This is a genomic window from Dyella sp. OK584 (assembly GCF_057787755.1).
In genome coordinates, this window is record NZ_CM173542.1 from 2,732,469 (window position 1) to 2,756,596 (window position 24,128).

Genomic DNA, 24,128 nt, shown 5'->3' on the forward strand with positions numbered 1-24,128 from the left:
GGAGTTGATCAGGGCAGGGCGATGCCTGCTTCGCGCAGCAGTCTTGCCAAGGCGATCAGGGGCAGGCCGATCAGCGCGCTGGGGTCTTCGTTGTCGATCCGTTCGAACAGGCTGATGCCCAACCCTTCGCATTTGAAACTGCCGGCGCAGTCGAACGGCTGTTCGCGGTCAACATAACGGGCGATTTCATCCGCGCTGAGGCTGCGGAAATGCACCTGCGTATGATCGATGTGCACCAGATCCTGTCCGTTGCGTGTGTCATGTAGGCACAGTGCCGTGTGGAAATGCACTTCGCGACCCGAGCTCGCGGTTAGCTGAGCGCGGGCGCGTTCAACAGTGCCGGGCTTGTCCAGCATGGTGCCTTCGAGCTCGGCGACCTGGTCTGAGCCGATGACAAGGGCGTCTTCCAGCCCTTCCGCGGCGGCATGCGCCTTGGCGATGGCCAGGCGCAGGGCACGATCGCGAGGACGTTCCCCAGGCAGCGGACTTTCATCGGTGCCGGGCGAGCGCTGTTCGAACGCCGGATACAACCGCCTCAACAGTTCGGCCCGGTAGCGTGAGGTGGAGCCGAGCACGAGGGTGGGAAGGCTCACGCGTCGTGCTCCCGGCGCAAGTGTTCGCGCATGGCGCTGTCCAGGTCGTGCTGGGCGCGGTCAAGCGCGGCCAGCAGCGGCTGTAGCTTGTCGCGGGTGGCGTTCATGGCGGTGACGGCCTGATCCAGCTGCTGCTGGCTGGCGCGGGGCGCCTGGTCGCGGATCCAGATACGCTGCTGCAATAGCGAACGCAGGCCGGCATCGATGGCGTGACGCGCCTCCTGCTCACCGCTGGCCGGCAGGTCCGGATTGAGCGACATTACCGCGTGGGCCTGCTGCAAGCCCGCTCGGCAGGTCTTGAGATCCGTTTCCAGTCGGTCGGCCAGTTCCAGCAGCCGGTGCAGGCTGCCGGTACGACGATCGGCGCGTCGCCGAGAGGTCACCAGGGCCACGCCAACCGCAGCCAGGACCAGTATCGCCAAGGCCGCCAGACCGAGCATCAGATAGGAATTCACGGTACCGGCCGGCTCGCTGCGAAGGTGCCCGCAGTCTGCCGTACTGGAAGCGTTCAGGCAAAATGGCCCCGGACTGCTGTCCGTTGATGGTCAACCCGTTGACTTCAAGGTGTTGTAATCCTAAGATTTCATGTCTATGTCCGTGACACTGCCAGAGTCCGTGGACGCTTGGCGCATGGTCTCGGCGCGGCGTTCGTTCCAGGGAGAATTGCCCGTAGCCGCTTTAAAGCGGCTGGGCGAGGTTCTTGCGAGTGCGGAAGGAACGACGCAATACGAGCTGGATTTTGGCCGCGACGAGTTCGGTACTGCGTACCTCGACGTCCGCGTCCAGGCGCCACTCTCGTTGATCTGCCAGCGTACCCTGGAGCCTTTTGTGCTGCCGGTGACGGTGGATAGCCGTCTCGGACTGATCCGCTTCGAACGCGAGGAATCGGCCTTGCCGCCGGGTTGCGAGCCATTGCTCGTGGACGAGGACGGCAAGCTGAACCTGGCGGATGTGATTGAAGACGAATTGTTGTTGGCGCTGCCGCTGATCCCGGTGAATCCGGACAGCACGCTGCCCGAAGAAGTAGTAGGCCACGAGCCAGAGGAATCCTCCTCGGGCGAAGGGCGTTCCGATAACCCGTTCGCGATTTTGCGCGAACTCAAGAAACGTTGATTTAGCTGGAGATTCGCCATGGCCGTTGCCAAGAGCCGCAAGACCCCGTCCACCCGCGGCATGCGTCGTTCGCACGATGCGCTCAAGACCGTGCAGCTGGCCACCGATCCGACCAGTGGCGAGGTGCATCTGCGCCACCACGTCACCAAGGATGGCTACTACCGCGGCAAGAAGGTCATCGACACCAACACTGCGGTGGTCGAAGAGGATTGATCGTTCCCGAAAGGGATACGGTTTCGCATGGCGGCGCGATTTCGCGCCGCTTTGCGTTTGTGCGATCACCCACGTAACGTTGGGGGTTTGGAAGCCGGCTGCAGCGCCCCCGCGCAGTCCATTCGTCCCAACCAGCTCCATGGAAAGTTAATGGCCCAGATTTACGCCCGCATCACCGGTACCGGCAGCGCGCTGCCCGAACGCGTGGTGACCAACGCCGATCTCGAAAAGATCGTCGACACCACTGACGAATGGATTCGTACCCGCACCGGCATCCAGAAGCGTCACATCGCCGCGGACGGCGAAACTACCGGCGATTTGGCCACCCTGGCCGCGCAGCGCGCCCTCGAGGCGGCAGGCGTCAAGGCGTCCGAACTGGACCTGATCGTGCTGGGCACCACCACGCCCGACATCATTTTTCCGTCCACCGCCTGCCTGGTTCAGCATCGCCTTGGCGCTAACGGCTGCGCCGCGTTCGACGTCAACGCCGCGTGCTCGGGCTTCGTCTATGCGATGGGTGTGGCCGACAAGTTCATCCGCAGCGGCCAATCCAAGAAGGTGTTGGTGATTGGTGCGGAAACGCTGACCCGCATGGTCGACTGGAGCGAGCGCGAAACCTGCGTGCTGTTCGGTGATGGCGCCGGCGCTGTGGTGCTGGAAGCTTCGGAAGAGCCGGGCATCTACGCCACCTGCCTGCACGCCGACGGCGGCTTCAAGCATCTGCTGTACAACCCGGTGGGCGTCTCGGTCGGCTTCAAGGACGAGCCCAACCACGGTGTGCGCATCAACATGTCCGGCCGCGAAGTGTTCAAGGTCGCGGTGAAGACGCTGGATTCACTGGTCGACGAAACCCTGCAGGCTGCCGGCATGGAGGCTTCGCAGATCGATTGGCTGATTCCGCACCAGGCCAACCTGCGCATCATCGAGGCCACGGCCAAGCGTCTGAACATGCCGATGGAGCAGGTTGTCGTGACCGTTCAAGAGCATGCCAACACCTCCTCCGGCTCGGTGCCGCTGGCGCTCGACTACGCCGTGCGCTCGGGCAAGGTGCAGCGCGGTCAGAACCTGCTGCTGGAGGCGTTTGGCGGCGGCTTTACCTGGGCGTCGGCACTGCTGCGCTACTGATCCTCGCCGTTGCTTGTTGTTTCGCAATGCCGCCTTCGGGGCGGCATTGTTCTTTATGCCTTATGCCTTGCGGGCTCATTCTCTTTAGCTAGTCATCCGTGCGAAAGCAGGGATCCAGTGCCTTCCGCTGTCGCCACATGCTTCATAAGCACTGGACCCCTGCTTTCGCTGGAACGACGTTGATGTATATCGGGCGATGGGAAGTGATCCGGTCCCCAAAACGTGCCCAATTCAACCGTCCTTGCCCATATACAGCTGCGTATGGCGGCTAATGCTGGCACCATTCCGCTTTTCGTTTCCGGAAAACCCGCGCTCCATGACTCAGACCGCCGCTTCGCTCGCTTTCGTATTCCCGGGCCAGGGCTCGCAATCGGTTGGCATGCTGGCCGAACTCGCCGCTGTTCATCCGGAAGTGAAGGCCACTTTCGCTGAGGCCTCGCAGGGCGCGGGCGTCGATCTGTGGGCGCTGAGCCAACAAGGTCCGGAAGAAAGCCTCAATCGCACGGAGAACACGCAGCCGGCACTGCTGGCCGCGAGCGTGGCGGTATGGCGCGTATGGCAGAAGCTCGGTGGCGCGCAGCCGGCACAGTTGTCTGGTCACAGTCTCGGTGAATACAGCGCGCTCGTCTGTGCTGCCGCCATTTCGCTGCACGATGCGGCGGCCTTGGTGGCCGAACGTGGTCGCCTCATGCAGGTTGCGGTGCCGCCAGGCGTGGGCGCGATGGCCGCTATCCTTGGTGGTGACGATGCCCAGATTGCTGCGGTCTGCGAAGAAGTAGCGCAGGGCCAGGTGGTATCGCCCGCCAACTTCAATTCGCCGGGGCAGCTGGTGATCGCCGGTAACGCGGAAGCCGTCGATCGCGCGCTTGCGAAGCTCGCCGAGCAAGGTGTGAAGAAGGCCATCAAGCTGGCAGTGTCGGTGCCCTCGCACTGTGCATTGATGCGCGACGCAGCTGATCGGCTGGGTGAGCGCATGAGCTCGATCCAGTGGGCGTTGCCGACCATTCCGGTAGTGCAGAACGCCGAGGCGCGCAGTTACGCCACGGTCGAGGACATTCGCGGCGCGCTGCAGCGTCAGCTCTATCTCCCGGTTCGCTGGACGGAATGCGTGCAGGTGCTGGTTGCCGGTGGCGCCACGCGCATGGCTGAGGCAGGTCCGGGCAAGGTGTTGGCGGGCCTCATCAAGCGCATCGACAAGAACGTCGAGGCGCGTGCCATCGGTGCGCCGGCAGAACTCGATGCAGCTCGAGCCGAATGGGTCTGAAGCGGTAACGTTGTCGCGATTTCGCACGAATCATGCGGCTGGACGGATCGACGTCCAGCCATCCAAAGGAAAACGACAGATGAGCAAGACACTGCAAGGTGAGATCGTCCTCGTCACGGGTGCCAGTCGCGGTATTGGCGCGGCCATTGCCGATGAACTGGCCGCACTGGGCGCCACGGTGGTCGGTACGGCTACCAGCGAAAGCGGCGCCGCCGCCATTGGCGAGCGCCTGGCTCCGCACGGTGGTCACGGCCGCTTGCTCAACGTAACGGACGGTGCAGCGGTCGATGCGCTGATCGCCGGCATCACCAAGGAATTCGGTGCCGTCTCCATCCTGGTCAACAATGCCGGTATCACCCGCGACCAGCTGCTGATGCGCATGCCCGAGGATGACTGGCAGGCGATCCTCGACACCAACCTCACTTCGGTCTATCGCACATCCAAAGCGGTAATGCGCGGCATGATGAAGGCACGCAAGGGCCGCATCATTTCCATCGCTTCGGTGATCGGCTTGACCGGCAATCCTGGGCAATCCAACTACGCAGCGGCGAAGGCCGGCATCATCGCGTTCTCCAAGTCGCTGGCCCGCGAAATCGGGTCGCGCGGTATCACCGTCAATGTGGTGGCGCCTGGCTTCATCGACACCGATATGACGCGCGCGCTGCCGGAGGAATCCAAGCAGGCGTTGCTGGGTCAGATCGCGCTGGGTCGCCTCGGCGAGTCCAGTGATATCGCGAAGGCGGTGGCCTTCCTGGCATCCCCGGCGGCGGCTTACATCACTGGCGAAACACTGCACGTCAACGGCGGCATGTACATGCCGTAAGGCGTGAGGAAACAGCGGCAACCATCGCCGCTACCAGCTTATTGTTTGAAACGGTCGAGCCATTTCCAGCCTCGCTGGAGGGTGGCCCGGTGCGCCGGCACGGGCCGGTTTAACAAGGAGTTGTCGCAAGCGACCTCGTTTTAGGCGACAATTGCTTCTTTCGCGCCGGTCCCGTGGCCTGCGTATCACTATTGCTGGAGGATCGTGGCGGCCATACGGCTTAACCACTACAATCCGCCGGCCATGTCGGGCCAGAGCCCGACGTTGACAGGTAACTACTCCTTGGGAGGTATTGGCAACATGAGCACCATCGAAGAGCGCGTCAAGAAAATCGTCATCGAGCAGCTGGGCGTGAAGGAGGATGAAGTCACGGCGAACGCTTCGTTCGTGGACGATCTGGGCGCTGATTCGCTGGACACCGTCGAGCTGGTCATGGCCCTCGAGGAAGAATTCGAGACCGAGATTCCGGACGAGGAAGCCGAGAAGATCACCACGGTGCAGCAGGCTGTTGACTACATCAAGGCCCACACCAAGGAGTGATCGCTCCGTTGCGGCAGGCGCGTCACACGATGCGTCCGCCCACTGGCGATACCGGAAGCTGCGCCACATTGGCGCAGTTTTCGTTTCTGCATTTTGCAACGTCCGATCCCGTATGGTGCGCCGATGCGTACTGCGCGGCCCGGATGTGACGTGGCCGCGATTGCGCGGAAAGGCTGCCGTTGAGGCAGCGCCACGGGACCATGAGGAAAGATCAGCATGAGCAAACGACGTGTGGTTGTAACCGGCCTCGGCATTATTTCGCCGGTCGGCAACGATGTCGCCACCGCCTGGGACAACATCCTCAAGGGCGTCAGCGGCATCGGTGAAGTTACCCATTTCGACGCTACCGGCTATGCCACGCGCATTGCCGGTCAGGTGCGTGGTTTCGACCCGGCAGAGTGGATTGCGCCGAAAGAGATCAAGAAGATGGATCCGTTCATCCACTACGGCATCGCCGCGGGCACCCAGGCCCTGCGAGATTCCGGTCTGGAAGTGACGGAAGCCAATGCGCCTCGTATCGGCGTGGCGGTGGCGGCCGGCATCGGCGGCCTGCATACCATCGAGCACACTTCTATCGAACTGCACGACAAGGGGCCGCGTCGCGTGTCGCCGTTCTTCGTGCCCAGTTCGATCATCAACATGGTTTCTGGCCACCTGTCGATCATGTACGGCCTGAAAGGCCCGAACATCGCTTGCGTCACGGCTTGCACCACCGGTACGCACAACATCGGCCTGGCCACGCGCATGATCCAGTACGGCGATGCCGATGTGATGATCGCTGGCGGCGCCGAATTCGCTACCACCGGCACGGCAATGGCGGGCTTCTGCTCGGCCAAGGCCATGTCCACCCGCAACGACGAACCTACCAAGGCCAGCCGTCCGTGGGACAAGAACCGTGACGGCTTCGTGCTGTCCGATGGCGCTGGTGTGCTGGTGCTGGAAGAGTACGAGCACGCCAAGGCGCGTGGTGCGAGGATCTACGCCGAGCTGGTTGGTTTCGGCATGAGTGGCGACGCCTTTCACATCACCGCGCCCAGCGAGGGCGGCGAGGGTGCGGCGCGCTGCATGGAAAGCGCGCTCAAGGACGCTGGCATCAACCCGACCGAAGTGCAGTACGTCAACGCACATGGCACCTCGACGCCGTTGGGCGATTTGGGCGAAGTGCTGGCCGCCAAGCGGGTGTTTGGCGATCACGCCTACAAGCTGGCGATGAGTTCGACCAAGTCGGTGACTGGTCACCTGCTCGGTGCGGCCGGTGGCGTGGAGGCGATCTTCACCATCCTTGCGTTGCGTGACCAGATGTTGCCGCCTACCGTCAACCTGGATGAGCCAAGTGAAGGCTGTGATCTCGACTTCGTGCCTCACATGGCGCGCGAAGCGAAGATCGACGTGGCTATCTCCAACTCGTTCGGTTTCGGCGGCACCAACGGCACGCTGGCGTTCCGTCGCGTTTGAGCGGTGTGTGGAGTGCCTTGAGCCGTTCAACAAGAGTGGCATGATGCCCAGCCTGCGCGCAGGCTGGGCATCACCCGAAGGGCCGCTTCTGTTTGCCCGCAGCTGCGCGTCGCGCCATCTCGACAGGCCACCAGCCTGCCTTCGCTGACGCAACACATATCTGCGGGCAAACGGAAACGGTGACACCCTTGTTGAACGGCTCAACGCAACCCCAGCTCCATCGCCGTACCTTTCACGGCCGGCGCGATCTACTCGCGCCGGCCGCTGCATTTCCGGAGCGCTATCCCGGGCTTTTGCAAAGTGTCACGCACGGCACGCCGCAAGCTCGCTACGACATTCTGTTCGCCTTTCCCAAGGATCGTTTGACGCTGCATGCCAACGGGCGATTGAACGACGGGCAGGGTGCTGAACATTCCGGACGTTTTCTTGATGCGCTTGATGCCGCATGGCAGGCCGAACGGTTGCCGCGCGACGCGGCGGATGAGTTGCCATTCCACGGTGGCTGGTTGCTACTACTTGCCTATGAGCTGGCCGGCGAGATCGAGCCACGCTTGCGTCTGCGTGCTCCCGATCCGTTGCCGATTGCGTTGGCACTGCGTTGTCCGGCGGCCATGGTAGTTGACCATGAGCGCAACCGCACGGTGCTGGTCGCGGAGGCAGGTCACGAATCGCTGCTCGATGCGATGGAGGCGGACCTGCAGGTCGCCATTGCGATTCCTGCGCTGGGCGTGCCTGATGACTGTGGCGAGGACGACCCAACGCTATTCCTCGATGGCGTCGCGCAAATCCATGAACATCTGCACGCTGGCGATATCTTCCAGGTCAACCTTTCCCGCGCGTGGCACGCGCACTACGCGACGCCGCCGCAACCCGCTTCGCTGTATGCCGCGCTGAGGCAGGCCAATCCCGCGCCGTTTGCCGGCATGCTGCAGCAGCCTGGTTGGGCAGTGGTGAGTTCCTCGCCGGAGCGCCTGGTGGAGGTGCGCGACGGTCTTGCCCAGACACGGCCTATCGCAGGGACGCGCCCTCGCACACCCGGCGACGATGAGTTGGCTCGCATCCGTGAACTCAGTACGCATCCGAAGGAGCGCGCCGAGCACGTCATGCTGATCGATCTGGAGCGCAACGATCTGGGGCGTGTCTGCGTGCCAGGCACGGTCGAGGTCAACGAGCTCATGGTGGTGGAGAGCTACACGCATGTGCATCATATCGTCTCCAACGTGCGCGGGCGGTTGCGCGCCGAGGTGACACCGGGCGAGGTTATTGCTGCGACATTTCCCGGTGGCACGATCACCGGTTGCCCCAAGGTGCGCTGCATGGAAATCATCGCGGCGCTGGAGAATGCGTCGCGTGGCGCCTATACAGGTGCGCTCGGCTATCTCGATCGTAATGGCGATCTGGATCTCAACATTCTCATCCGGACCTTCATGCTGGGCGATTCACAAGTCACTTTGCGGGCCGGTGCGGGCATCGTCGCCGATTCAGTGGCAGAGAAGGAGTTGGACGAGACCCGCGCCAAGGCGCGCGGCTTGTTGCGGGCGCTGGGAGTGCAGGGCTGATGTCTACTGCCGCGCGCGTACTGGTCGATGGCGTCGCGTCGGACACGGTATCGGTGTTTGATCGCGGTTTGTCCTACGGCGACGGTTTGTTCGAGACGATCCGTTTCGTCCATGGCCGCGCGCCGCTCTGGGCACGCCATATGCTGCGACTTGAAAACAGTTGCGCGCGATTGCGAATGCAGTCTCCCGATGCGGGCCAATTGCTGCAGGAAGCCTTGGTTGTTTCTCACGGTTTCGAACATGCGGTAGTGCGCATTACCGTGACACGCGGCATCGGTGAGCGTGGTTACGCACCGCCAACATCACCAAGTCCTACTCGCATCGTGGCCGCTTTTGATGCTCCGGCGATGACTGGCGATGCGTACACGCGAGGCGTGCGCGTTCGCTGGTGCGAAACGCGGTTGGCTTTGCAACCACAACTTGCCGGGATGAAGCATCTCAATCGTTTGGAACAGGTGTTGGCGCGGGCGGAATGGAGCGACACCGCCATGGCAGAGGGTTTGCTGCTGGACACGGATGGCAACGTGGCGTCAGCCACCATGGCCAACGTGTTCGCCGTGATCGATGGCGTGCTCGCCACGCCAGCCATGGACTGCTGTGGCGTGGCCGGTGTGGCCCGTGCCGAGATACTGGCGGTTCGGCCTGAGACACAGGTTGTGACGCTGAGCCCAAAGAACCTGCAGCAGGCCAGTGAGGTCTTTCTCAGTTCGAGCGTCCGAGGCATTCTGCCGGTTCAGGCCGTGGGCGATACCGTGTATGTTTCCGGCCCAGTTACCCGCGCCTTGCAGCAGCACTGGCGTGGGCTGGGTTTTCCGATGGAGCAGGCATGAGTCGATACAAGATGCAGGGGCGTGCGTTCTGGCGTGGCTTGGTCGTACTGGTATTGCTGGCTGTGGCCGGTAGTTTGGTCTACGGCTGGCTGGACTATCAGCGTTTCGTGCACACGCCATTGGCCGTGGCTGCGCAAGCCCAAGGCATCGACGTTGCCCGCGGCAACAGTCTTCGCGACGTAGTAGGGCAGTTGCGCGAGCAGCACGTCACCAGCACAGGGCCGCTGTATTGGCGAGTGCTGGCCGAACAGTTGCGCGTGGCTGGCCGTTTGCACGCCGGTGAATACGCACTCACGGCGGGCATGACACCGCGTGACCTGTTGCTCAACATGGCAGCGGGCAAGGTCGTGCAGCGTAATTTCACCATCGTCGACGGCTGGAACTTCCGCGAGTTGCGTCAGGCACTGGCCAAGGCTGACAAGCTGCGCCAGGACGGTGCCAGCCTGGGCGATGACGAGTTGATGGCGAAGATCGGCGTGCCCGGCGAAATGCCGGAAGGCCGTTTCCTTCCCGAAACCTACGCCTATGTGAAAGGCGACAGCGACCTGGACATCCTGCGCCGTGCGCACGTCGCCATGACGAAGATGCTCGATACGCTCTGGACGCAGCGCGACAAGGATTTGCCGCTGGCCACGCCCTACGATGCGCTGATTCTTGCCTCCATCGTGGAGAAAGAGACCGGTCGGGGCGATGAGCGTGCGCGCATTGCTGGTGTATTCGTACGCCGCCTGCAAACCCACATGTTGCTGCAGACCGATCCCACGGTGATCTACGGCATGGGCGATGCTTATGCCGGCAATATCCACAAGACCGACCTCACCAACGATACGCCCTACAATACGTATACGCGTCCGGGGCTGCCGCCCACGCCAATCGCCATGCCCGGCAAGCCAGCCATCGACGCGGCGTTGCATCCGGTGGCCGGCACGGAACTCTATTTCGTCTCGCGTGGCGACGGTACGCATGTGTTCTCCAGTACGCTGGACGAACACAATCGCAATGTCGCCTGCTACCAGTTGAAGCGCTGCCCATGACATTACGCGGCAAATTCATTTCGCTCGAAGGTGGTGAAGGCGCCGGCAAGAGCACTTTGCTCGCCGGCCTGGAGAAGCATCTGGTTGGGCAGGGCGTAGCGCTGGTGCTGACGCGTGAACCCGGCGGCACGCCGCTGGGAGAAGCAGTGCGCGCCATCGTGCTCGACCCTGCACGGCGTGACATGTGTGCGGAAGCGGAGCTGTTGCTGATGTTCGCTTCGCGCGCGCAGCTGGTGCGTGAGTGCATCGAGCCCGCACTGGCTGCCGGCAAGTGGGTGTTGTGCGATCGCTTTACCGATGCCAGCTACGCCTATCAGGGCGGCGGCCGTGGCGTACCGGTGGAACACATCGCCCTGCTTGAACAGTGGGCCACCGAAGGTCTTACGCCCGACCTCACCTTGCTGCTCGACCTGCCGGTGGCAACTGGGCGTGCGCGTGCTGCCGGCCGTGGCGAAGCTGATCGCATCGAAGTTGAGGCCGACGTTTTCTTCGAGCGTGTACGCGCCGCTTACCGCGCGCGAGCGGCCGAGCAGCCGGGACGCTTCCGCGTTATCGACGCTAACCTCGCGCCTGACCACGTGCTCGCGGCCGCCGTGGATGCCACTCGTCACCTTTTCGGAGCCGTGGCGTGAACGCCATGCCCTGGCACGCAGAACACTGGGCGCGCCTGCAGGCACGTCGCACCCGCAATGCCATGCCGCACGCTTTGCTCTTGTGCGGTCCGGCTGGGCTGGGCAAGCGCGACTTCATGCGCCGCTTCGCGCAGGGTCTACTCTGCTCGCAAGCACAAGATGGCGAACCCTGTGGTCAGTGCCGCAGCTGCCTGTTGTTCGTGGCGGGCACCCATCCCGATTTCGCCGCGTTGAGTTTCGGCCTGCGCAAGGATGGTGTGCAGCGCAGCGAGATCGTGGTCGACCAGATCCGTGAACTCTCGGCACGCCTTGCCATGGCCAGCCAGTTTGGCGGCTGGCAGATCGTCTGCATCAACCCGGCCGACGCCATGAATGCGGCGGCGGCCAACGCATTGCTCAAGACGCTGGAAGAACCTTCTTCGCAGACACTGCTGCTGCTGGTGGCCGACGCTCCGTGGCGCTTGCCGCAAACCATCCGCAGCCGCTGCCAGCGCATTGAATTTCATTTGCCGTCGCATGCGACCGCACTTGCCTGGTTGCAAGAGATGGGCGTCAAGGATGCGGCCGCAGCGCTTGATGCGGCCGGAGGCAACCCGGGACTGGCGCGCGCCTGGGCGGAAGAGGGCGCACTCGCACGCCGACTGGAAGTTCGCAAGGACCTGGGTGCACTTGCTGGCGGCCGTGGCGAAGCGATGGAGGTCGCCCGGCGCTGGTTGGACAACGAACCCCAGCAACGCCTGTGGTTTGCCGCCCAGGCGGTAGCTGATGAAGTGAAAGCGCGCGCCTCCGCCGCGTCGGGACCATTGGCCAGCCAATTGGATGCTGAGGCGTTGGATCAGTGGTACATGTCAGCCAACCGCACGCGGGAGTCGTTGCGCGGTCCGCTGCGAGGTGACTTGCTGCTGCTGGAGTTGCTCGCGCGTTGGCGTTGAGTAGGGGCGATACCCGTGTCATGCGGCCGCCATCTATGGGAAAGCCCAGTGACAGGCCCTCTGCCTAGGCTGTCGGCATGAAGTCCCCGCTGCAACAACACCTTCCCATCTGGCCCTGGATTTCCCTGCTGCTATTGCTGGTTCTTCGACTGGCATGGCTCAATGCGTATACGTTGAACTCCGACGAGTCCCAGCACGCGCATGTGGCGTGGGCGTGGACACAAGGCCTGTTGCCTTATCGCGATGTTTTCGACAACCACGGCCCCCTGTTCGGCTGGCTGCATTCGCCACTGCTGAAGCTGCTCGATGATCGCGCCGACGTGCTGACCTGGCTGCGCCTGGCCATGCAGGCCTGGTACGTCGTGGCGCTCGGTGCAACGGGTTGGATGGCGCGTCGCCTGTTTGGCTGGCGCGTGGCGCTGGTAGCTGTGTTGGTCGCGGGACTCTTTCCCCGGTTTTTCATCGTGAGCGGGCAGTTCCGCACCGACGATATGTGGATGGCCATGTGGCTCGCCGGACTTGCCTTTGTGGTGGGGACTCCGCCTCGTGCCTGGCGCTTTTTCATGGCGGGCCTGCTGGTCGGTTGCGCATTTTCGGTATCACAGAAAACGCTGGTACTGCTCGCGACCACGCTAGTGACGGTCATCGTGCTTCGCGTGATGCTCCCGACAGGCGCTCCGCGCGCCAACGCCCGATGCTGGATGGCGGCGTGCGGCGGATTGTTGCTGGTCCCGGTTGTTTTCACTGTCTGGCTGGCGGCGCACGGCGTGTTGGGTGATGCCTGGTATGGGCTGGCGCTCTACAACCTGGGCGGAGCAAACAAGCGCCATGCCGCACAGCAGCTGCTCTGGTTTCTGATCAGCGGGGCGGTCGTGCTGGCAGTGACCTTGCGAGAATTGCGGCGTCGCGCGCTCGGTGAATTCGACTGGACCATTTTCTTTGCCATGCAGGGCGGGTTGTACCTGCTGCTGATCTGGTTCATCTGGCCACTGATCACCAAGCAGGATTTTCTGCCCATACTGCCCACGCTTGTGCTTGCGGCGGCGGGTTGGGCCTCGCACTGGCACTGGCTGAGCTTGCGTCCGCGGCTGCGGGGAACTTTGCTGCTGCTGGTGCTGGGTGCCGAGCTGGCCACCGTGGTCGCATACGCGCCGCCTTGGCAGGACGAGTTGGCGGCCCAGCGCGCGGAACTGGGTTTGATGCTCCGATATGCGGACAAGACCGACACCGTGATGGATCCCAAGGGCGATACCATTTTCCGCATGCGCCCCTATTACCCCGTGCTCGAAAGCCTGGCCATGCGACGGCTGCGCAAGGGGTTGATGACGGATACCGTCGCCGATGAACTGGTGAATCACCGCACCATGCTGGTCATGCTGCGCCGCCTGCCGTACGACAGCGCCCGCTTCGTGATGCTCAATTACGTGCCCGCGGGGCGTGACGTGTGGATCGCCGGCCGCATGCTTCCCCAGGATGGGCCCGACCAGGCCATTGATGTGAAGGTGCCCGGGAACTATGTGCTGACGGACGGATTCCGGCGTTTGAACGCAAGCCTGGACGGTGCGCCAGCTACCGACCATTGGCAATTGGAGCGCGGTGTCCACCATCTCAAGGCCACCACCGGTACGCCAGTGGCCCTTGTGTGGAGTCAGGCGTTCGATCGCGGTTGGCGTCCCATGTCCGAGCCGGGACAGGGGAACTGACATGGCATTTAGTCTCAATGCCGGGACGCGCCTGCTGGTGGTGTCGCCACATCCTGACGACGAGTCGATCGCCACCGGTGAACTGATCCAGCAGGTACGCCAGTCCGGCGGCGACGTGCGGATTCTTCTGTTGACCAATGGCGACAACAACCCGTGGCCCCAGCGCTGGATGGAGCGCCGCCTGCGTATCGGTGCCGACGATCGGCATCGATGGGGCGAGCGGCGCCGTGGCGAGGTGGGGCAGGCGCTGGCGCAACTGGGTGTGGAGCCTTCGGCCATGCAGGCTTTGGGCTGGCCGGACATGGGGCTCACCGACAGGTTGCGCGAAGACCTGGCCTCCACGTTGTTGGCCATCATCGACTGTCTGGATGCCTGCCAGCCAAACCTCCTGGTGCTGCCAGCACTGGGAGACCACCATCCCGACCATGGCGCTGCCCACGTACTCACGCGCCTGGCCTTGGCCCAATGGCAGGGCGAGTCGCCGGAATTGCTTGCCTATCTGGTCCATGGCCGTGAAGGCGAGGTGACAGGACGGGTGAAGCTCGATTCATCGGTGGAGCTGCACGCCAACAAATTGGCCGCCCTGGCCTGCCATCGCAGCCAGATGGCGTTGAGCGGCAAGCGCATGCGGCGATTGGCGGGTCGCGCCGAACGTTATCAAGCCGTACGGGCTCTGGGCGATCAAGAAGTGCCCCCCCTGTTGCCTTGGCAGCCTCCCGCGGCGTTGCAGCCCTGGCTTCATCTGATGATTGCGGACGGTAATGGTGTACGCAGCTGGCCTTGGTCCAGAGCGCCGCTCGTCCACGATGGCCAAGGGCGTTATGTACTTCACGCGAATGCCGAAGGGTCCGCCGGCCCCGGCTTTGCCAAGCTCTACATGAACTTGCCATCGCCCTGGATCTTTGACCGCTGGGGCTGGTACGAGCTCTGAGCGGTTCGCCTCGTCACATTCCGGCGACGCATCGCTTGTCGCTTGGCCCAGGCGGTCGCTAGGATGAGCCTCATGGGGCCGCCGGCCCCAGTGTGGTTTGCAGGAGCAGTCATGAACCCGGCCATTGCCGCCCGACAGGGCATCATTTCGTTGAAGATCAAGGACACGGCGTCGCTCTACAACGCCTATATGCCTTATCTGAAGCACGGCGGCTTGTTCGCGCCGACGGCACAGCGCTACGCACTGGGGGACGAGGTGGTGTTGCTCATCAACCTCACTGACGAGGGCGAGCGCCTTTCGGTGGCCGGCAAGGTGGTCTGGGTCACCCCGGTGGGCGCGCAGGGCAATCGCACTGCCGGAATCGGCGTGCAGTTCAATGAGTCCGCCGATGGCGAGGTGGCTCGCACCCGCATCGAGAACCTGCTGGTCGGCATGACATCGTCCGAGCGTCCGACGCATACCATGTAAGACCTTCGTAGTAATACCTTGCGCCCATTCGCCGTGAGGCGCTCGTGAGCGTGTGCAAATTGCCTTCGGAATACCCGTCAAGGCTTGTTGTTGTTAATCGCACTGATACAATGTCGCGATTCCCGACTCAGATCGTGAAAAGTCGGACGCTCGCGGCTGCAAACGCATGTGATCGTGGCGAATAGCCCATGGCCTTCATTGGCCTGCCGAACCCGGTTCCGGACCGTTTCCCCCAACGGTCACTGATGCGCCAATGAAGGCGCGGAGGTACGTTTCACCGTGCTTGCCGAATATTGGCCCATTCTGCTGTTCATCGGCGTTGCCGCCGGCCTTGGCGTGGTGCTGCTGGCCATTGGCCTGCTGGCCGGCCCCCGTCGTCCCGAATCGGAAAAGCTCTCGCCTTACGAGTGCGGCTTCGAAGCGTTCGAAGACGCCCGCATGCGCTTTGACGTGCGCTATTACCTGCTGGCGATTCTCTTCATCATCTTCGATCTGGAAATCGCCTTCCTGTTTCCGTGGGCGGTGGTGTTCCAGAAGATCGGCATCATCGCGCTGGTCGAGATGGCGCTGTTCCTGCTGTTGCTGGTCATTGGTTTCGCTTACGTTTGGAAGAAGGGAGCACTGGAATGGGAGTGATCTCGTCCATCGACCGGGTGATGCACAACCCGCAGCCGTTGAATCTGGTGGACGACATTCTGCGTCCGGCCGAAGACAACCCCATCGTCCAGCGTGGTTTTGCCACCACCAGCGTTGATGCGCTGATGAACTGGGCGCGCACGGGCTCGATGTGGCCGATGACCTTTGGTCTGGCCTGCTGCGCCGTGGAAATGATGCACGCCGGCGCCGCGCGCCTGGACCTGGACCGCTACGGCGTGATCTTCCGTCCGAGTCCGCGCCAGTCCGACGTGATGATCGTGGCCGGCACGCTGGTCAACAAGATGGCCCCGGCGCTGCGCAAGGTCTATGACCAGATGCCGGATCCCAAGTGGGTCATCTCGATGGGTAGCTGCGCCAATGGCGGTGGTTACTACCACTATTCGTATTCCGTAGTGCGTGGCTGCGATCGCATCGTGCCGGTGGACATCTACGTGCCGGGCTGCCCGCCTACGGCCGAAGCGTTGATCCACGGCATCCTGCAGTTGCAGAAGAAGATCCGTCGCACCAACACCATCGCGCGTTCCTGAAAGGCGCAGCCCAGTCATGACTGATACGCAATCGAACTCGCTGGTCGAGCGTCTGTCCGCGCGATTCGGCGACACGCTGTCGATCGGCATCGTCCGCAACGAAGTGACCGCCGAAGTGGCTGCCACCGACCTGCTCGCGGTGGCCACCGCGCTGCGCGACGAAGCACCGTTCCGCTTTGGCGTGCCGATCGACGTGTGTGGCATCGACTACCTCGGCTACGGCCAGACCGAGTGGGATACGGAAACCGTCACCGGCACCGGCTTCTCGCGCGGCGTGGAAGGCGAGGCCATGGGCCGCTTCAAGTGGGCTGATCGTCCGCGTCCCGAAGCCCTGCCGCGCCGCTTCGCCTCCGTGGTGCACCTGCTGTCGCTGGAAAACAACCATCGCTTGCGCCTACGCGTGTTCTGCGAAGACGACTTGCTGCCGATCGTGCCGTCGCTGACGGGTATCTGGCCGGGCGTGAACTGGTTCGAGCGCGAGTCGTTCGACCTGTTCGGCATCGTCTACGAAGGCCACCCGGACCTGCGCCGCATCCTCACCGACTACGGTTTCGTGGGTCATCCGTTCCGCAAGGACTTCCCGCTGATCGGCAACGTCGAAGTGCGCTACGACCCCGAGCAGAAGCGTGTGGTGTACGAACCCGTGTCGATCGAACCGCGCGTGCTGGTGCCGCGTGTCATCCGTGACGACGCCGACCTGGTGCAGGCCAAGGCCGAAGCCGCCGACGACTGGCGGAGGAACTAATCCGTGCAAGAGATCCGCAATTACACGATGAACTTCGGCCCGCAGCATCCCGCTGCGCACGGCGTGCTGCGCCTGGTGCTGGAGATGGATGGCGAAACTGTCGTTCGCGCCGATCCGCACATTGGTCTGCTTCATCGCGGCACCGAGAAGCTGGCCGAGTCCAAGCCGTTCAACCAGTCCATCGGCTATATGGATCGTCTCGACTACGTGTCGATGATGTGCAACGAGCATGCCTACGTGCGCTCCATCGAAACCCTCATGGGTATCGAGGTGCCTGAGCGTGCGCAGTACATCCGCACCATGTTCGACGAAATCACCCGCATCCTGAATCATCTGATGTGGATCGGCTCCAACGCGCTCGACCTGGGCGCAATGGCCGTGTTCCTGTACGCGTTCCGTGAGCGCGAAGAGCTGATGGACGTCTATGAGGCCGTATCGGGCGCGCGCATGCACGCGACCTACTACCGTCCTGGCGGCGTCTATCGCGATCTGCCCGATCACATGTCGCAGTACCGCGAGTCGCCTTGGCATAAGGGCAAGGACCTGAAGCGCCTCAACAGCTGGCGCGAAGGTTCGATGCTCGACTTCATCGAGGCGTTTACCAACGACTTCCCGTCGAAGGTAGACGAGTACGAAGAGCTGCTCACCAACAACCGTATCTGGAAGCAGCGCACGGTCGGCATCGGCGTCATCCCGCCCGAAAAGGCGCAGGCCTGGGGCATGACTGGCGTGATGCTGCGCGGTTCGGGTATCGAGTGGGATCTGCGCAAGAAGCAGCCGTACGCCAAATATGCCGAAGTGGATTTCGACATCCCGGTGGGCGTGGGCGGCGACTGCTACGACCGTTACCTGGTGCGCGTCGAGGAGATGCGCCAGTCCAACCGCATCATCCAGCAATGCGTGAAGTGGCTGAAGGCGAACTCGGGCCCGGTGATCGTGCAGAACTACAAGGTCGCGCCGCCCAGCCGCGAAGGCATGAAGGAGGACATGGAAGCCCTCATTCATCACTTCAAGCTGTTTACCGAAGGGTACGGCGTGCCAGCCGGCGAAACCTACGCCGCGGTCGAGGCGCCCAAGGGCGAGTTCGGCTGCTATCTGGTCTCCGATGGCGCCAACAAGCCGTTCCGCGTGCATTTGCGCGCACCGGGCTTCGCCCATCTGTCGTCGATGGACGCCACCACGAGCGGCCACATGCTGGCCGACGTGGTAGCGATGATCGGTACTTATGACCTCGTGTTCGGCGAAGTCGATCGCTGAGCCCGGAGGAAAGCACACATGAAAGCCACCGGAAATTACGAGCAGGTCAAGAACGTCGACCCGCTCGTCGAACTCAACGACCACACCCGTCATCACATTGACGAGTGGGTTGCCCGCTTTCCGCCGGATCGCAAGCGTTCGGCGGTGATCCAGGCGCTGTTCGTCGCACAGGAGCAGAACCACGGCTTCCTCACCGACGAACTGATCACTGCCGTTGCGAAGTATCTAGAACTGCCCGCGGTGTGGGCGTATGAGGTGGCCAGCTTCTACTCGATGCTGGAAACCAAGCCCGTCGGCCGCAACAACGTCGCCATTTGCACCAACGTCTCGTGCTGGCTCAATGGCGCCGAGGAGTTGGTGGCTCATGCTGAGAAGAAGCTGGGCATCAAGCTGGGCGAAAGCACGGCCGATGGTCGCGTGTATCTGAAGCGCGAAGAAGAATGCATCGCCGCCTGCGCCAGTGCGCCGGCGATGACCGTCAATGGTCACTACCACGAGAAGCTGTCGATCGCATCGATCGATCAGATTCTCGACGGTCTCAAGTAAGGGCAGGGCGCAATGACTTACGGACCCGCACCCCAGGAACACCAGGTTGTCTACACCACGCTGCATTTCGACAAGCCGTGGGCGATGGACAGCTATACCCAGGTCGGTGGTTATGAAGCGTGGAAGAAAATCCTCGCCGAGAAGCCCGACCCGAACGCACTGATCGAAGAGATCAAGAAGAGCAACCTGCGCGGCCGCGGCGGCGCAGGTTTCCCGACCGGCTTGAAGTGGTCCTTCATGCCGAAGGGCAATATGCAGAAGTACATCCTCTGCAATTCGGACGAATCCGAGCCCGGCACCTGCAAAGACCGCGACATCCTGCGTTTCAACCCGCACTCGGTGATCGAAGGCATGGCCATCGCGTGCTATTGCACCGGTTCCACCGTTGCCTACAACTACCTGCGTGGCGAGTTCCATCACGAGCCGTTCGAGCATTTCGAAGAGGCTCTGAAGGAAGCGTATGCGGCGGGTCTGCTGGGTAAGAACATTCAGGGCACCGGCCTTGATGTCGACATCTATGGCGCACTCGGCGCCGGTGCCTATATCTGCGGCGAAGAAACCGCGCTGATGGAGTCGCTGGAAGGCAAGAAGGGCCAGCCGCGCTTCAAGCCGCCGTTCCCGGCCAACTTCGGCCTGTATGGCAAGCCCAGCACCATCAACAACACCGAAACCTACGCTTCGGTGCCGGCCATCCTGCGCAAGGGTGCCGACTGGTTCCTGGCGCAGAGCAAGACCAAGAACGGTGGCCCGAAGATCTTCTCGGTCTCCGGTTGTGTGCAGAAGGGCGGCAACTTTGAAGTGCCGCTGGGCACCACCTTCGACGAACTGCTGGAAATGGCCGGCGGTCTGCGTCCGGGCCGTACCTTGAAGGGTGCGATTCCTGGCGGCGTGTCGATGCCGGTGCTGCGCGCCGAGCAGTTGAAGGGCCTGCCGTTCGACTACGACACCTTGCGCGACCTCAAGACTGGCCTGGGTTCGGGCGCCATCGTGGTGCTGGACGACACCGTCTGCACCGTACGTTTCACCCGCCGCATTTCGCAGTTCTTCCACAAGGAATCCTGTGGACAGTGCACTCCGTGCCGCGAGGGCACCGGCTGGATGCACCGCGTGCTGACGCGCATCGTGGACGGGCAGGGCACCATGGAAGACCTGCATCGCCTGAAGGCCATTGCCGGCCAGATCGAAGGCCACACCATCTGCGCGTTCGGCGAAGCCGCTGCGTGGCCAGTGCAGGGCTTCCTGCGCCAGTTCTGGGATGAATTTGAGTACTACATCGTCAATGGCCGCTCGATCGTCGACGACAAGCTTGGAGCCGCCGCATGAGTGCGCAGCCCGCTACACCCGCCCTTGATCTGCTGAACATCGAGATCGACGGCAAGCCCACGCAGATCCGCAAGGGCGCGATGATCATCGAGGCGGCCGACGCCATCGGCATCGCCATCCCGCGTTTCTGCTATCACCGCAAGTTGCCCATCGCCGCGAACTGCCGCATGTGTCTGGTCGAGGTAGAGATGGGTGGCAAGCCCATGCCCAAGCCCCAGCCGGCCTGCGCCACGCCGGTGGCCGAAGGCATGAAGGTGAAAACCCGTACTGACGTCGCCCTGAAGTATCAGAAGGACGTCATGGAGTTCCTGCTGATCAACCATCCGCTCGACTGCCCGATCTGCGATCAGGGCGGCGAGTGCGAACTGCAGGACGTCGCGCTGGGCTATGGCCGCAGCGTATCGCGCTACACCGAGCGCAAACGCACCATCGCCGACGAGAACCTCGGTCCACTGGTCGCCACCGAGATGACCCGCTGCATCCAGTGCACGCGTTGCGTGCGCTTCACCAGCGAGATCGCCGGCACCTACGAGCTCGGCAGCATGAGCCGCGGCGACAACCTGCAGATCGGTACCTACATCGGCAAGACCATCGAGACGGAGCTGTCGGGCAACATCATCGACGTCTGCCCGGTGGGTGCGCTCACTAACAAGCCGTTCCAGTTCCAGGCACGCGCCTGGGAGCTGGTGGCGAAGCCGTCCATTGCCTACCACGATGCGCTCGGTTCCAACCTGTGGCTGCACACACGCCGCGGCGAAGTGCTGCGCACGGTGCCGCGCGATAACGAATCGATCAACGAATGTTGGTTGTCCGACCGCGACCGCTACAGCCATCAGGGCCTGTACGCCGAAGATCGCGTGAGCGCACCGCAGGTCAAGCGCAACGGCCAGTGGCAGACCACCACGTGGGAAGACGCGCTGGGTGCCGCCGTCGAATCGCTCAAGGCTGTGCCGGGCAGCGATTTGGGTGTGTTGGTTCATCCAGCCACGACCAACGAGGAAGGCGATCTGCTGGTTCGTCTGGCCCGTGGTCTGGGTAGCGCCCACATCGATCATCGCGTGCGCCAGCTCGACTTTGCCGACAATGCAGTGGCGACGACCTTCGCCAAGCCGGTGGCCGAACTGGACAAGGTCAAGGCGGCGCTGCTGGTCGGCTCGGATCTGCGTCACGAGATGCCGCTGGTCAATCACCGCATCCACCAGGCGGTGAAGAAGGGCGCCAAGGTTTACGCCGTCAATCCGGCGAGCTTCAACTTCAATTACAAGCTGGCCGGCGAAGCCATCGTGGCGCCGCAGGCGCTGGTTGATGCACTGCTGTCGCTGGCAAAGGCTGCTGTCGAAGCGGGTGCAACTGCCCCGTCCGCGCTGGCTGCCGCGATCAATGGCGCGTCATCCGACCAGGGCGACAAGGACGCTATCGCCGAGCTCAAGAGTGGCAGCGCTGCGGTCATCCTCGGCGAAGCGGCAGTGACGCATCCGCAGGCTTCGTGGCTGCGTGCCGTGGCCCGCTTTATCGCGGAAGCCACCGGTGCCAGTTACAACGAACTGCCGGTGGGCGCGAATGCCATTGGCCTGGCTCGCGTAGGTGTGCTGCCGGGCAACGGCGGTCTCGATGCGCAGGCAATGCTCGCGCAGCCACGCAAAGCCTATGTGCTGTATGGCGTCGAGGCGCTGGATGTGGCCGATGGCGCTGCTTTCCTCAAGGCGCTGAAGGGTGCCGAGCGCGTGATCGCATTCTCGGCCTATGCCGGTGCGGCGCTGCGCGAAGTGGCCGACGTTATTCTGCCGATCGCGCTGCTGCCGGAGATCGACGGCACGCTCATGAATGTCGATGGGCTGTCGCAGAGCGTGGCCGCCGGTGCGAAGGCACCGGGCGAAACACGGCCGGGCTGGAAGGTGTTGCGTGCACTTGGCGGTGTACTGAAGGTCGCCGGCTTCGAATTCGACGACCTGGCCGGTTTGCGCGAGGGCATCAGTGAGCGTGGCCATCAGGCTCGCGCCGAGCTGGCACCGCGTGCGGCGGCTGGTGGTTTGAGTCGCCTGGCCACTTGGCCAATCTATCGCACGGACGCCGTTCTGCGCCGAGCCACCGCGCTGAGCAAGCATCCGCTCAATCGCGCACCCGCCGTGCGTGTGAACGGAAGCGAAGCACAGCGTCTGGGCCTGAGCGAGGGCGCGGTGGTTCGCGTCGCCGACACGGTGCTGCCGCTGGTGATCGACACGGCCGTGCCTGATGGCGCCGCCTGGATCGAAGCCGCACACGACGACACTGTCACGCTGCCGCCGTACGGCGCGGCTCTCACCCTGAGCAAGGCATAAGCACATGGGCGAACAGATTCTCAACCTGATCATTTGGCCGGTGCTCTACATCTTGGCCATCATCCTTCCGCTGGTCATTGCGGTCGCGATGTTCGTGTACTGGGAGCGCAAGGTCATTGGCTGGATGCACGTGCGCATGGGGCCCAACAAGATCGGTCCTTTTGGATTGCTGCAGGCCTTCGCGGACGTGGTCAAGTTGTTGCTGAAGGAAGTGATCCTTCCGACCAGTGCAAACAAGGTGCTCTACTACCTGGCGCCGATGCTGGCCTTGATTCCCGCACTCGCAGCGTGGGCGGTGATTCCGTTCAACGACAAGATGGTGCTGGCGAACGTCAATGCCGGCGTGCTCTACCTGCTGGCGATGACCTCGCTGGGCGTGTACGGCATCATCCTCGCCGGTTGGGCATCTAACTCGCGTTACGCCTTGCTGGGCGCAATGCGTTCCGCCGCGCAGGTGATCTCGTACGAGCTGGCCATGGGCCTGTGTCTGGTCTGCGTGCTGGTGCTGGCGGGTTCGTTGAACCTCACCGACATCGTGCATGCGCAGGGCGGCCATAAGGGCTTCCTTGACTGGTTCATGTGGCCGCTGCTGCCGGTTTTCATCATCTACTTCATCTCGGGTGTGGCCGAAACCAACCGCGCGCCGTTCGACGTGGCGGAGGGCGAGTCGGAAATCGTCGCCGGCTTCCACGTGGAGTACTCGGGGTCGGCCTTCGCGCTGTTCTTCCTGGCCGAATACGCCAACATGATTTTGGTCAGCTTCCTGGCCGCGGTGTTGTTCATGGGGGGCTGGCTGTCGCCGTTCCCGGCCACCTGGGGCTTCATCGGGCAGGGCAGCTTCTTCTGGTTGTTTGCGAAGGCCTTCATGTTCGCCTTCCTGTTTCTCTGGTTCCGCGCCAGCTTCCCGCGCTACCGCTATGACCAGATCATGCGGCTCGGTTGGAAGGTATTCATTCCCATCACCATCATCTGGGTCCTCGTCGCCGGCTGCATGAAGTATTACGGCTGGGTCACCGTCGGCACGGGAGGCTGAAGAAGAACATGTCCCGAGTTACTCACTATTTCAAGAGCCTGCTGCTCATCGAGCTGTTCAAGGGCATGGGCCTGACCATGCGCTACATGTTCAGCCCGAAGTACACGATGCGCTACCCGATGGAGCACATCCCCAAGTCGAACCGTTTCCGCGGTTTGCACGCGCTGCGCCGTTACGCCAACGGTGAAGAACGTTGCATCGCGTGCAAGCTCTGCGAGGCGGTGTGCCCGGCCCTGGCCATCACCATCGACTCGGCGCCGCGCGAGAGCGACGGCCAGCGCCGGACCACGCGCTACGACATTGACCTGTTCAAGTGCATCTTCTGCGGTTTTTGCGAAGAGAGCTGCCCGGTCGACTCGATCGTCGAGACCCATATCCATGAGTATCACTTCGAGCAGCGTGGCGAGAATGTGGTGACCAAGCCGCAGCTGCTCGCCATTGGTGACCGCTTCGAGCAGGACATCGCGGCTGCCCGCGCTCAAGACGCCGCGTATCGCTGAGGACGGG

The 24,128-nt window shown here is 62.9% G+C and carries 26 protein-coding genes; 24 read left to right on the plus strand and 2 right to left on the minus strand.

Annotated elements, in window-relative coordinates; genetic code table 11:
• Positions 1–8: 8 nt before the first annotated feature.
• Both AC3CBN_RS12260 and AC3CBN_RS12265 read right to left on the minus strand, forming a co-directional pair.
• Entirely contained in the window at positions 9–593 is a 585-nt protein-coding gene (locus tag AC3CBN_RS12260) for a Maf family protein (protein ID WP_488633303.1), read from the minus strand.
• Positions 590–1,048, minus strand: coding sequence for a hypothetical protein (locus tag AC3CBN_RS12265; RefSeq protein ID WP_488633304.1), 459 nt, complete (start codon positions 1,046–1,048; stop codon positions 590–592). Before AC3CBN_RS12265 ends, AC3CBN_RS12260 begins: the two co-directional genes overlap by 4 nt.
• A gap of 175 nt (positions 1,049–1,223) precedes the next feature.
• Here AC3CBN_RS12265 and AC3CBN_RS12270 point away from each other — a divergent pair, with 175 nt between their 5' ends.
• From AC3CBN_RS12270 to nuoI, 24 genes are all read left to right on the plus strand, one after another.
• Positions 1,224–1,706 (plus strand): YceD family protein, encoded by a 483-nt coding sequence (locus AC3CBN_RS12270; RefSeq protein WP_488636724.1) that lies wholly within the window; start codon positions 1,224–1,226, stop codon positions 1,704–1,706.
• Between the two features lie 18 nt (positions 1,707–1,724).
• Positions 1,725–1,919, plus strand: coding sequence for a 50S ribosomal protein L32 (gene rpmF, locus AC3CBN_RS12275; RefSeq protein WP_130620520.1), 195 nt, complete (start codon positions 1,725–1,727; stop codon positions 1,917–1,919).
• Between the two features lie 150 nt (positions 1,920–2,069).
• A complete protein-coding gene (locus AC3CBN_RS12280) occupies positions 2,070–3,044 on the plus strand; it encodes a beta-ketoacyl-ACP synthase III (RefSeq protein WP_488633305.1) in 975 nt (324 codons plus the stop codon).
• 316 nt (positions 3,045–3,360) lie between these two features.
• Positions 3,361–4,308 (plus strand): ACP S-malonyltransferase, encoded by a 948-nt coding sequence (fabD, locus tag AC3CBN_RS12285; protein WP_488633306.1) that lies wholly within the window; start codon positions 3,361–3,363, stop codon positions 4,306–4,308.
• Positions 4,309–4,387: 79 nt separating this feature from the next.
• On the plus strand, positions 4,388–5,131 hold the full coding sequence (gene fabG / locus AC3CBN_RS12290; RefSeq protein WP_488633307.1) for a 3-oxoacyl-ACP reductase FabG: 744 nt from the start codon (positions 4,388–4,390) through the stop codon (positions 5,129–5,131).
• Positions 5,132–5,431: 300 nt separating this feature from the next.
• Entirely contained in the window at positions 5,432–5,671 is a 240-nt protein-coding gene (acpP, locus tag AC3CBN_RS12295; RefSeq protein ID WP_114823364.1) for an acyl carrier protein, read from the plus strand.
• Between the two features lie 216 nt (positions 5,672–5,887).
• Positions 5,888–7,126 (plus strand): beta-ketoacyl-ACP synthase II, encoded by a 1,239-nt coding sequence (gene fabF / locus AC3CBN_RS12300; protein ID WP_488633308.1) that lies wholly within the window; start codon positions 5,888–5,890, stop codon positions 7,124–7,126.
• Between the two features lie 188 nt (positions 7,127–7,314).
• Positions 7,315–8,685: an aminodeoxychorismate synthase component I gene (locus AC3CBN_RS12305; protein ID WP_488633309.1), complete on the plus strand. Its 1,371-nt coding sequence runs from the start codon at positions 7,315–7,317 to the stop codon at positions 8,683–8,685.
• The gene (gene pabC, locus AC3CBN_RS12310) at positions 8,685–9,515 is read left to right on the plus strand and encodes an aminodeoxychorismate lyase (RefSeq protein ID WP_488633310.1); all 831 of its coding nucleotides are present in this window, start codon (positions 8,685–8,687) and stop codon (positions 9,513–9,515) included. Before AC3CBN_RS12305 ends, pabC begins: the two co-directional genes overlap by 1 nt.
• Positions 9,512–10,549 (plus strand): endolytic transglycosylase MltG, encoded by a 1,038-nt coding sequence (gene mltG, locus AC3CBN_RS12315; RefSeq protein WP_488633311.1) that lies wholly within the window; start codon positions 9,512–9,514, stop codon positions 10,547–10,549. Before pabC ends, mltG begins: the two co-directional genes overlap by 4 nt.
• The gene (tmk, locus tag AC3CBN_RS12320) at positions 10,546–11,181 is read left to right on the plus strand and encodes a dTMP kinase (RefSeq protein ID WP_488633312.1); all 636 of its coding nucleotides are present in this window, start codon (positions 10,546–10,548) and stop codon (positions 11,179–11,181) included. Before mltG ends, tmk begins: the two co-directional genes overlap by 4 nt.
• Positions 11,178–12,113, plus strand: a complete 936-nt coding sequence (gene holB / locus AC3CBN_RS12325; protein ID WP_488633313.1) for a DNA polymerase III subunit delta' — start codon at positions 11,178–11,180, stop codon at positions 12,111–12,113. The genes tmk and holB overlap by 4 nt, the downstream gene beginning before the upstream one ends.
• A 77-nt stretch (positions 12,114–12,190) precedes the next feature.
• Positions 12,191–13,816 carry an ArnT family glycosyltransferase gene (locus AC3CBN_RS12330; protein WP_488633314.1) on the plus strand — a complete coding sequence of 542 codons (1,626 nt, stop codon included), beginning with the start codon at positions 12,191–12,193 and terminating at the stop codon, positions 13,814–13,816.
• A 1-nt stretch (position 13,817) separates the two neighbouring features.
• The gene (locus AC3CBN_RS12335) at positions 13,818–14,747 is read left to right on the plus strand and encodes a PIG-L deacetylase family protein (protein WP_488633315.1); all 930 of its coding nucleotides are present in this window, start codon (positions 13,818–13,820) and stop codon (positions 14,745–14,747) included.
• Between the two features lie 111 nt (positions 14,748–14,858).
• Complete coding sequence (locus AC3CBN_RS12340) at positions 14,859–15,215, plus strand: PilZ domain-containing protein (protein WP_488633316.1); 357 nt, start codon at positions 14,859–14,861, stop codon at positions 15,213–15,215.
• 279 nt (positions 15,216–15,494) lie between these two features.
• On the plus strand, positions 15,495–15,851 hold the full coding sequence (locus tag AC3CBN_RS12345) for an NADH-quinone oxidoreductase subunit A (RefSeq protein WP_488633317.1): 357 nt from the start codon (positions 15,495–15,497) through the stop codon (positions 15,849–15,851).
• On the plus strand, positions 15,842–16,399 hold the full coding sequence (locus AC3CBN_RS12350) for a NuoB/complex I 20 kDa subunit family protein (protein ID WP_488633318.1): 558 nt from the start codon (positions 15,842–15,844) through the stop codon (positions 16,397–16,399). The genes AC3CBN_RS12345 and AC3CBN_RS12350 overlap by 10 nt, the downstream gene beginning before the upstream one ends.
• 16 nt (positions 16,400–16,415) lie before the next feature.
• Positions 16,416–17,144, plus strand: a complete 729-nt coding sequence (locus AC3CBN_RS12355) for an NADH-quinone oxidoreductase subunit C (protein ID WP_488633319.1) — start codon at positions 16,416–16,418, stop codon at positions 17,142–17,144.
• A 27-nt stretch (positions 17,145–17,171) separates the two neighbouring features.
• Positions 17,172–18,401, plus strand: coding sequence for an NADH-quinone oxidoreductase subunit D (locus AC3CBN_RS12360; RefSeq protein WP_488636725.1), 1,230 nt, complete (start codon positions 17,172–17,174; stop codon positions 18,399–18,401).
• A gap of 18 nt (positions 18,402–18,419) precedes the next feature.
• A complete protein-coding gene (gene nuoE / locus AC3CBN_RS12365) occupies positions 18,420–18,947 on the plus strand; it encodes an NADH-quinone oxidoreductase subunit NuoE (RefSeq protein ID WP_488633320.1) in 528 nt (175 codons plus the stop codon).
• A gap of 12 nt (positions 18,948–18,959) precedes the next feature.
• Complete coding sequence (gene nuoF, locus AC3CBN_RS12370) at positions 18,960–20,270, plus strand: NADH-quinone oxidoreductase subunit NuoF (protein WP_488633321.1); 1,311 nt, start codon at positions 18,960–18,962, stop codon at positions 20,268–20,270.
• Positions 20,267–22,588, plus strand: coding sequence for an NADH-quinone oxidoreductase subunit NuoG (gene nuoG / locus AC3CBN_RS12375; protein ID WP_488633322.1), 2,322 nt, complete (start codon positions 20,267–20,269; stop codon positions 22,586–22,588). The genes nuoF and nuoG overlap by 4 nt, the downstream gene beginning before the upstream one ends.
• Positions 22,589–22,592: 4 nt before the next feature.
• Complete coding sequence (gene nuoH, locus AC3CBN_RS12380) at positions 22,593–23,621, plus strand: NADH-quinone oxidoreductase subunit NuoH (RefSeq protein WP_488633323.1); 1,029 nt, start codon at positions 22,593–22,595, stop codon at positions 23,619–23,621.
• Between the two features lie 8 nt (positions 23,622–23,629).
• A complete protein-coding gene (gene nuoI / locus AC3CBN_RS12385) occupies positions 23,630–24,121 on the plus strand; it encodes an NADH-quinone oxidoreductase subunit NuoI (RefSeq protein WP_430389507.1) in 492 nt (163 codons plus the stop codon).
• Positions 24,122–24,128 lie beyond the last annotated feature (7 nt).